The sequence below is a fragment of the Methanobrevibacter sp. genome, from assembly GCF_045577275.1.
GTDB lineage: Archaea > Methanobacteriota > Methanobacteria > Methanobacteriales > Methanobacteriaceae > Methanobrevibacter.
In genome coordinates, this window is record NZ_JAZNIB010000133.1 from 1 (window position 1) to 9,990 (window position 9,990).

Here is a 9,990-nt window from a genome sequence, read left to right on the forward strand (position 1 = left end):
ATTTGATTGGGATTTTAAAAAAAAATTTTAAAAAAATAATTAAAAAATAATTAAAAAATTTTAATTATTTATGGAATAATCTTAAGAAAGATTTAGGTAATTTTCCCATATATGCTGCAATTGCAATTACAAGCAAAATAATACCAAAACAAATGAAGATGAGATTATATGGCATTAATAGGAAGGTAATACCTACCAAAACAAAGATTAACCCATCAATGAAAATAGCTGCCTTAGTCCAGCTAGGTTCAAAAACAGACATTGCAAGTGTCCATCCAACTACAATAAGCACAACACTTGAAGCTATGACATCGTAAGTTACTGGGTTTGCATCAACATAATTCCATAATCCTAAAACCATTAGGATAACTGAAAAAGCTAGTAGAATAATTGACTTTTTTGTAATTCTCATAGTATCAACTTAAGTTTTTTTATAAACAATTCTCGTTCAATTCCCTATCAATTCCCTATCAATTCTCGTATCAATTCCCTATCAATTCTCGTATCAATTCTCAAATAATATTATTTGTAAATGACCAACTCTTCAATAGGTTTTCTAGGAGTGTCTCTTGGTTCTGCATTTCCATAACCTAATGGAGTGAACAATACAGGTTCCCATTCATCATCCAAAGCCAAGAATTCTCTTGCCTTATCAGGTTTGAATGCTGCAATGAAGCATGTGTTCAAGCCAAGATCCTCAGCTGCAAGAATCATATGTGTCATTACAATGGTTGCATCAATGTCTGCAATGTTCTTGTCATCATACTTTCTAGTCCAAGCCTTTTCCTTAGAAGCGACTACACAAAGGACAATTGGTGCTTGTGTAAACCAATCAGGACTGTAAATTCCTTTCAATTCTTCCTTATACTTTTTAGTGTCAATTACAATTACCTTAAAAGGCTGGAAGTTAACTCCAGTTGGAGCAAGTTGAGCAGCTTTTAATATCATGTCTAATTTTTCTTGCTCAACTTCCTTGTCTTCAAATCCTCTCATACTGTATCTTTGTTCAATTACATCAAAAAATTCCATGTTTATTTCTCCATAAAGGGTAATTATGATAATTATTATTCATTAATGTCTCTATTCTTAAAACCTTCATAAACGATGTCTTCCAAATCACAGAAGCGTCTGAATTTCTCTTCCTCTTCCATCTCTTCATAGGCATGAGCTACAAGTCCCGGGAGTCTTCCAATCATGAATATGCCTAAACCTAAAGAGCTGTCAAAGCCTAAATCAGAAAGCAACCCTGCATTGACCCCGTCCACATTTAAGCAAATTCCTTTCCTTTCGGATAATATGCTCTCGATTACAAGAGCCAATTTTGTATGTGGACCAATAGAAGATTCCAAAACAGCCAAATCCAATAACCTCACTGCACGAGGATCCTTATCATGATACCTATGGCCATATCCAGGTATTCTTTTGGATTCAGACTGGTAAGTGTCTACAATTTCAATAGCTTTCCCAGCTATTTTCCTATTTATATCCTCATCAGCAGTTTCTTCAAGGTTTAATGAGCTGATTGATTCCTGGAATAATTCCATTGCCTTTTCAATAGCTCCTGCATGGTTTTTACCAAAGGACAGCAATCCTCCTGCAACAGCATTATTGATATTTGCACCTGATGATGCTATCAATCTTGCAGACTGTGTGCTTGGAGGAGTTACACCATGATCGCAAAATGAAACAAGGATATGGTTAAAGATCTTGGATTCCCTCTCATCTGGCAATCTTTCCCTAAGGAGTAGAAATACCATCTCTGCAAAGCTAAGATTAGAGATTAAATCTTCCTGATTATAACCTCTAGTAACCAATTCATTAGGCTTTACATCAGTTATCTTAGTTTTAATGCTATGTTCAGGGAATTTAAAACCATTTTTACCAGGTTTTGGATTTTCGTTCATAATAGTCTCCTTAAATAATCATAAATAATCTATAATCTGACAATCAATAATTAATAATCAATATCAATAATCTTAATTAAACTTGATATAATATAATTTTTTCTAATATTTAATTCTATTTCATTAACTTGAAAAACTAAAATTCAAAGCTTGAAACTCTTGGCTCTACAAAACATGCAGGCCTTGTTGCCACTATTCTTACTCCACTTGCCCTTTGAGAGCCAATATTGACAAAAGAGCCAAGTACCGTTGTCTTACCTCCAAGTCCTAAAGGGCCAATGTTTGTCTTGTTTAACTCCTCTGTTATGTATTTCTCTATTTCAGACTGATTGTTCAGATTACCATGAGCCATTGCCCTAAGCATCAACGAATTCGCCTCAAAGTGGGTTCTTCCAACTCCAATAGCTGGAATTGAAGGTGTGCAGCCCAACATAGCCAATGATTCCTTTAGCCAATCCAAAGCTTCACCGAAAACTATATTTGAGTCTCGTTTATGGAAAACCCTATAGGTCTTTGCCCTTATTTCAGGACCTCCACCTTCCAATAGAATTGTGATTCTTATCTTATCTTCATCCACACCAATCAGTCTTCCATAAGAGGATTCATCTTTCTCTTCAATTAAAAAGGATGCGGGCTTCATCATATGGGACTCATTGTATAAACCTTGTGATTGCTCAATGCGTTCAATATCATTTCCTTTAACTGCCATTGGCCTTCCTGGTAGTTTATCAAGTCCTTGTGCAATACCTATATTGATTTCATTGAAAAATCCTTTAGGAATTTCCCTTTTCTCTCCTATTTCAATCAAGACATGTGGAATTCCAGTATCATCACATAATGGAAGCTTCTTTTCATTAGCTACCTTAAAGTTTTCAATCATCTGTTCCAAGGCCCAAACTGCATTTTCATTATTTAGCTCCTTTTCCAATTTTAGAGCATTTTCATAAGCAGCTAATCTGTCTTCACTATATGAACTGCCTGCATTTACAACTGCATCCTGAACCTTTTCAATCAAATCCATAATATCAACAATAATCTTAATTAGAAAAAACGAATAAAAACAATTATTTTTATTTATTCTTATTTATTTTCATTTATTTTCATTATAATTTACTCATTATAGCATCAGGATAATGTCTTTCAATCAAATCCCTAATTAAAGCAACTTGTTTTGCTCTTTGGCGAGCTTCCTTTTCAGTTGTATCCCAACTATGATGCTTTGCAACGGATCCTCCTGTCTTTAAATAGACTGGACTTGCCACCTTAATCATTTCAGGAACTTCATAATGGCGTATGAATCCTCCTGTTGACTTTGGATTTTCAGTATGGATGTCAATTGGAATATCTATTGCATCACGCAATGATGCCAACATTGGAATCTGAAGGTCTCTTACAGGATTAAGTGAGTTCAATCCAATTGATTCAAATAGCTTTGCTGAAGCAGAATTGGAACAGCCTGCATGAGCAGACAACTTAAACAGCAAGTCTTTAGGAAGTTCTCCTGCATCTCTCATTTTAGAAAGAGCATAAAGCAATCCTTCATCATATAATAAGATGCCTCTAACTCCCAAATCAACTGCTCTTTTAACATCTTCAATAGCATAAACAAGGTTATTGTAACCTCTTAACCTGTATCCTATACGTTTTCCCTCTTCAGTTTGGACAGTAGCGCTTGTATCATAAGGAGCCCTTGGACCAACAGCTAAAAACAATTGCATATTTGCATCTTGAGCCAAATCAACCATTTTGCTTATTTCATCATCCAATAAAAACATGATTCCTTTGGTTTGAGTGGCCCTATGAATTGTTAAGTCATAATCATTGGAAGCCTCTAAAAGAGATTCAAGTGCAGAAGGACCTTGTATTCCTGGAACTTCAAATCTATATTGTCCCCCATCTTCAAATCTCTTTTTAGATACATAATCATCATGTAATTCATTAATTCCTAACTTCTCCAATGATTTTTTAGTTTCATCCATCATAAAAATCACTTTTTATAATTAATTATTTGATAATATTTAATTAATATCATTTTTAAATCAAAGAATTTTAATCTAATAAATCCAATTCTTCAAAAACTTCTTGAATTGAATAATCTTCCATATGTTTAATTATTTGTAACTTATTCATATTAAACTTAGGATTTAAAAGTTTGAATTTATCTAAAATACCCTCTTCTTTTAAAGGATTTTCCACTTCTCCCAATGGATAATAAGTGGTTTCCTCCAAGATTTCATATGAATCATCACTGAACTTTATTGTTACTTTAGATGGTCTTTTTTCTGGAGTCATTTGATTCAATTTTTCATTGTTATCAATATTGATCTTGCTTACAATTTCTTTTATCTTTAAAATGTCCTTATCAGATGATTTTTCATCAAAAAGGCCATTGTCAATCAATTCATCTATTGAATCCAAGCTCAAATCATCTAAAACCAATGCAATAGCTACTGCATAAGGCAATGATTGCTTTAAGTCCTGTTCATTTTTAGGAGTATAATTGTCATGCTCACTTGCAATCTTATATGTTTCTATATCAATTGAAGAGATGTCTGAACAGTCAATTTTCAAATTATTTGAATCTTTCAAATCTTTCAAATCATTCTTTAAAGCTAAAGTTGAATCAATTGCCGAATGAATATGTCTGCAGAATGGATATTTCTTTAAATAGACATTGTTTATATGGAATTTGTTTAAATTCATATCAATGAACTGGGATAATTTTGAATCATCTAAATTGCCATTATCATCACAATGCCTATCAAATAAATCTGAAGCCATGGCTTTTATGAATCCCTCTTTTCCATCAATTAATGATTCAGCACCTGTAAATCCATTTTTAGCAAGATATGCTGACAGTATTCCATTGTAAACTGCATTTCCAACATGCAATGATTTTCCCATAGTTCCTGCATGATCTGCTTCAAGAAGTCCTGATGACTGGGTTGCACATAAGCCAAAACAGTGTTCTGTTTTCTCCTTATTCAATTTTAAAAGCTTTGATGCTACTGCTCCAGCAGCAAATGCACCTATTGTTCCAGTGCTATGGAATCCTTGATTTCTATGATCTGGATTGACGAGCATTCCAAGAGCGATAGCTATTTCATATCCTCCAATGACCGCTTCAAGAAACTCTTCAGATGTGATATCCAATTCCAAATTCCTATCTGATATCAATGCCAAAACTGTTGAAAATACAACTGAACCAGGATGCAATTGTGCCCATCTATGGCCATCATCCAAATCCAAGCTATGTGAAGCAATTCCATTTATGAATCCTTTATTTAAGGAATTAAAATCATTGCCATATAATTCATAAATGGTTTTAATGGCTATTTGAGCATTATCACTCTCTAAACCTCTTAGATAAACTGCCAAATAGTCAATGAAACATGATTTAGCCTTTTCAATAGCTTCCTTAGGAATATCATCATATCTTAAATGAATCAAATATTCAGACAATTGATTAATAATCATAATCTTATTTTTATAATTACTATATAATAAATTGATACAATTTAAAAAAAAAAAAGAATTAAGTAAATGAATATGATTGAAAAATTTAAAAAAAGTGAAAGATTGAAGATTAAAAAATATTAAAAAAAGAATTTAATTATACCATTCCTGTAGCCACTAAAGTTATATGAGCAATAGCTGCAGAACAAAGGTAAGTCCCTGAAATAACGATTAAGGTAATGACGATTCCTTTCCAACCAATCTTCTTGAACTCTTCCCAATCGTTACCGATTGCAATACCTACATAAGCCAAGAATGCAGTACAGATTGTAGTCAATTCGATTTGGGAAACATAACTAACTATAAAGTCAGCAGTTGGAACACCAGGAATAGCTACTATAATACCTATTAAGCTTATATAAATGATTGCTTGAATATTCCATGGAATAATCCTTTCAAGAGCCATACCTATGATTGTAATGAGTGAAATCAATAGCATTCCTATGAATGCATCAATTATTGAAGTATGGAATCCTATGTAATTTCCCACCGCAACAATAAATGAAAATATCACTAGGAAAGTGGCCCATCTTTCAAGCTTACCTAAAGTCAATCCTTCTGTAGTTGCATATTCATCATGCTTTGCCTCTTCAATGACATAATCATCATCAATGCTTATTATCTCCTCATGTCCTAATATATGGGGAGCTAGCCAATCATACATCCTTTCTGCAATAGGCAATGAAACGAATATGCACATATAAATTCCGAAACAAAATGAAAGAAGGTTACTGCATCCTGCAAATGCTTCCAATTGAGTAGCCATTGATGGGAACATATGCATCAATGGAGCAAGAGCCGCAGCATTCATACTTGCACTACCTACACCTGAAGCCATAGCGTAAGCATATGGATGCATAGGAATAAGTGAAGCACTAATACTTGATAAAAAGCTGATGAATGGAGTACCAAGAATGGATCCAATAACAAAAACAGCTAAAACTCCACGAGTCTCTGGGGATTTGAAACCATACTTATCGATAATGACACCTAAGTTAGGTTCACGACAAATTGAACTGGTCATACCGATAACTTCCCTTCTGAAACCAAAAAGCAGTGCAATAGGCAATGCCAATAGAGTTCCTAAATTACCTATTTGCTGTAAAATCAATGCAGGACCTACCTGAAAAATACTGGATATTGCTTGACCACTTGAAATAGCCAATTTAGTGATTAAGACACCTATGAATAAAACCATAGCACCTTCAGCCACTTTAGATTGCTTAGGCCCAACAAACTTAATAGGTTTTGCGAGATAAAGAGCCAATCCTAAAACAAGCGCATAGATCAATGGCAATAATAAGACACTTATGGCATCTGTAATTTTAATCTCCTTAACTCCAATGAACATTGAAATAATAACCAATAGAAATACAACAATGTGTAAGTTATACTCCTTCCATGGAGGTCTCTTCTTAATTGCCCTATCAGTTTTTTCCCTAAATGGATGTTGTTGACTATCAGTGATAAAATCCCGCCTTAATAACTGTGTCATTAAAAACTTAACATAGTATAATAATTTACAGATATAGATTTTAAGTTTATTATTTATAAACTAATCTATTTTGATTTTTAGAAAATAAATCTAATATAACAAATTATACCAAATTTGATTGGGATTTTAAAAAAAAATTTTAAAAAAATAATTAAAAAATAATTAAAAAATAATTAAAATAATTAAAATAATTAAAATAATTAAAAATAAAAAAAGAAAACAAATGGATGATTTTGAAGATAGATTTCTTAAATCATTCCTGTTAACATTAAAACCACATTTGCAATGCTTGCAGAACCAAGGTAAGTTCCAGTAATTACAATCATGGCAATGATGATTCCTTTCCAACCGATCTTCTTGAACTCTTCCCAATCATTACCGATTGCAATACCAACATAAGCCAGGAATGCGGTACAGATTGTAGTCAATTCGATTTGGGAAACATAATGAACTATAAAGTCAGCAGTTGGAACACCAGGAATAGCCACAATGATACCGATTAAACTTATATAAATGATTGATTGGATATTCCATGGAATAATCCTTTCAAGAGACATTCCTATAATTGTAATGAGTGAAATCAAGAGCATTCCAATGAATACATCGCTTATTGGGGTTTTATAACCTACAAAATTTCCAATAGCGACGATAAATGAAAATATTACAAGGAAAGTAGCCCATCTTTTAAGCTTACCTGAAGTCAAATCCTCTGAAGAGGCATATTTATCATCCTTTACCCCTTCAATAGCATACTCATCATCAATGGTATGCTCATCGTCTTTTCCTATTCTTGGGGATAGCCATTTATACAATCTTTCTGCAATAGGCAAGGAAATGAAAATACACATGTAAATTCCTAAACAGAATGAGAGAATATTACTGCATCCTGCAAAAGCTTCCAATTGAGTAGCCATAGCTGGATAAGTATGTACTAATGGGACCAATGCTGCAGCATTCATACTTGCACTACCTATACCTGATGCCATTGCAAATGCATATGGATGGAATGGTATGAGTGAAACACATATGCTTGAAAGGAAACTGATATAAGGAGTACCTATAATTGATCCAATTACGAAAATAGCTAAAACCCCACGAGTCTCAGGGGATTTGAAACCATATTTATCAATGATAACTCCTAAGTTAGGTTCACGACAAATGGAACTTGCCATACCTATAACTTCTCTTCTAAATCCTAAAAGCAAAGCAACAGGCAATGCAATAAGGGTACCTAAATCACCTAAAAGCTGTAAAATCAATGCAGGACCTACCTGAAAAATAATATTAATGGATTGTCCACTTGAAATAGCTAATTTAGCAATTAGAACACCAATGAATAAAACCATAGCCCCTTCAGCAACCTTAGATTGCTTACTGCCTACAAACTTAATAGGTTTTGCCAAATAAAGACCTAATCCCATAACTAATGCATAGATCAATGGCAATAGTAAAACACTGATAGTATCTGTTATCTTAATCTCTTTTACTCCAATGAACATTGAAATAATAACTAAAATAAACACGACAATATGTAAATTATACTCCTTCCATGGAGGTCTCTTCTTTATCGCCCTATCAGTTTTTTCCCTATATGGATGTGAAGATTGATCAGTAATAAAATCACTCCCAATTATATTAATAATATTTTCTTAATTAAAAAAAAGTCTTTTAATTCTAGTTTTTAGTTTATTACTTATAAACTAATCTATTTTTTCCTCAAAAATGATAAATAATGATTAATAGTGATAAATAATGACAAATAATATGTAACCAGGTTAAATAAGTGCCAATATTATGTAACATATTTAATAAGAATTAAGAATAAGTATTTAATGAATAGAATATAGAAAAAATAATTTAAAAATAAAAATTGTTTAAAAATAAAAAAATAATGAAAAAAATGATTTATTAAATCATTCCTGTTAAAAATAAAGTCAAGTTTGCAATACTTGCAGAACCGAGGTAAGTTCCAGTGATTACAATTAAAGCAACAATGACTCCTCTCCAACCGATTCTCTTGAACTCTTCCCAATCCTTACCGATTGCAATACCAACATATCCTAAGAATGCTGTACATATAGTTGTCAATTCAACTTGAGAAACATAATGAGCCAAGAAATCGGCGGTAGGAACACCAGGAATAGCTACAAAGAGACCAATTAAACTTATAAATATAATTGATGGAATGTGAACTGGAAAAATCCTTTCAAGAGACATACCTATGATTGTAATGATTGAAATGATAATCATCGCAATAAATGAATCAACAAATGAAGTATGATACCCTACAACATTTCCAACTGCTACGATAACTGAAAAACCGAAAAGCAATGCAGCCCATCTTTTAAGTTTGCCTATACTCAAATCGTCAATGACATCCTCATCCTCATGAACCTCATCAGGAACATAGCCATCATCGATATGTGCATTTCCTTTACCTATTTTTGGAGACAACCATTTATAGAGCCTTTCTGCAAGAGGCAAGGAAATAAACATACACATGTAAATTCCTAAACAGAATGAAAGAATATTACTGCATCCTGCAAAAGCTTCCAATTGAGTTGCCATAGTAGGATAAGTATGCACTAACGGAACCAATGCAGCAGCATTCATACTTGCACTGCCTATACCAGATGCCATTGCAAATGCATAGGGATGGAACGGTATGAGTGAAACACATATGCTTGAGAGGAAACTGATATAAGGGGTACCGATAATTGATCCTATTACGAAAATAGCCAATACTCCACGTGCTTCCGGAGAATTGAATCCATATTTGTCAATAATGATTCCTAAGTTAGGTTCACGACATATGGAACTGGCCATACCTATAACTTCCCTTCTGAAACCTAAGAGCAAAGCAACAGGCAATGCAATAAGAGTACCTAAGTCACCTAAAAGCTGCAAAACCAAAGCAGGCCCTACCTGAAAAATAAGGCCGATGGATTGACCACTTGAAATAGCCAATTTACAGAGCAAAACACCAATAAGTAAAACCATAACCCCTTCAGCCACTTTAGCTTGCTCAAGATCTATATACTTAAATGGTTTTGCCAAATAGAGAATTAAACCCAT

Annotated in this window: 9 protein-coding genes; all 9 read right to left on the bottom strand. The window is 33.3% G+C overall.

What is annotated here, in order from left to right:
- Positions 1-64 precede the first annotated feature (64 nt).
- Positions 65-412, bottom strand: coding sequence for a hypothetical protein (locus ACKI67_RS04150; RefSeq protein ID WP_407462128.1), 348 nt, complete (start codon positions 410-412; stop codon positions 65-67).
- A gap of 110 nt (positions 413-522) precedes the next feature.
- Positions 523-1,029: a nitroreductase family protein gene (locus ACKI67_RS04155; RefSeq protein ID WP_407462129.1), complete on the bottom strand. Its 507-nt coding sequence runs from the start codon at positions 1,027-1,029 to the stop codon at positions 523-525.
- Positions 1,030-1,064: 35 nt separating this feature from the next.
- Positions 1,065-1,904, bottom strand: a complete 840-nt coding sequence (locus ACKI67_RS04160; RefSeq protein ID WP_407462131.1) for a citryl-CoA lyase — start codon at positions 1,902-1,904, stop codon at positions 1,065-1,067.
- 136 nt (positions 1,905-2,040) lie between these two features.
- On the bottom strand, positions 2,041-2,925 hold the full coding sequence (locus ACKI67_RS04165; protein ID WP_407462132.1) for a fumarate hydratase: 885 nt from the start codon (positions 2,923-2,925) through the stop codon (positions 2,041-2,043).
- 82 nt (positions 2,926-3,007) lie between these two features.
- Positions 3,008-3,883 (bottom strand): peptidase, encoded by an 876-nt coding sequence (locus ACKI67_RS04170; protein ID WP_407462138.1) that lies wholly within the window; start codon positions 3,881-3,883, stop codon positions 3,008-3,010.
- A gap of 70 nt (positions 3,884-3,953) precedes the next feature.
- Positions 3,954-5,381, bottom strand: a complete 1,428-nt coding sequence (locus ACKI67_RS04175; protein ID WP_407462133.1) for an MmgE/PrpD family protein — start codon at positions 5,379-5,381, stop codon at positions 3,954-3,956.
- A 136-nt stretch (positions 5,382-5,517) separates the two neighbouring features.
- Positions 5,518-6,915, bottom strand: a complete 1,398-nt coding sequence (locus ACKI67_RS04180; RefSeq protein ID WP_407462134.1) for a DUF3100 domain-containing protein — start codon at positions 6,913-6,915, stop codon at positions 5,518-5,520.
- Between the two features lie 248 nt (positions 6,916-7,163).
- A complete protein-coding gene (locus ACKI67_RS04185; protein ID WP_407462135.1) occupies positions 7,164-8,438 on the bottom strand; it encodes a DUF3100 domain-containing protein in 1,275 nt (424 codons plus the stop codon).
- Between the two features lie 385 nt (positions 8,439-8,823).
- Positions 8,824-9,990: DUF3100 domain-containing protein (locus tag ACKI67_RS04190; protein ID WP_407462137.1), on the bottom strand; the 1,167-nt coding region annotated here is incomplete at its 5' end.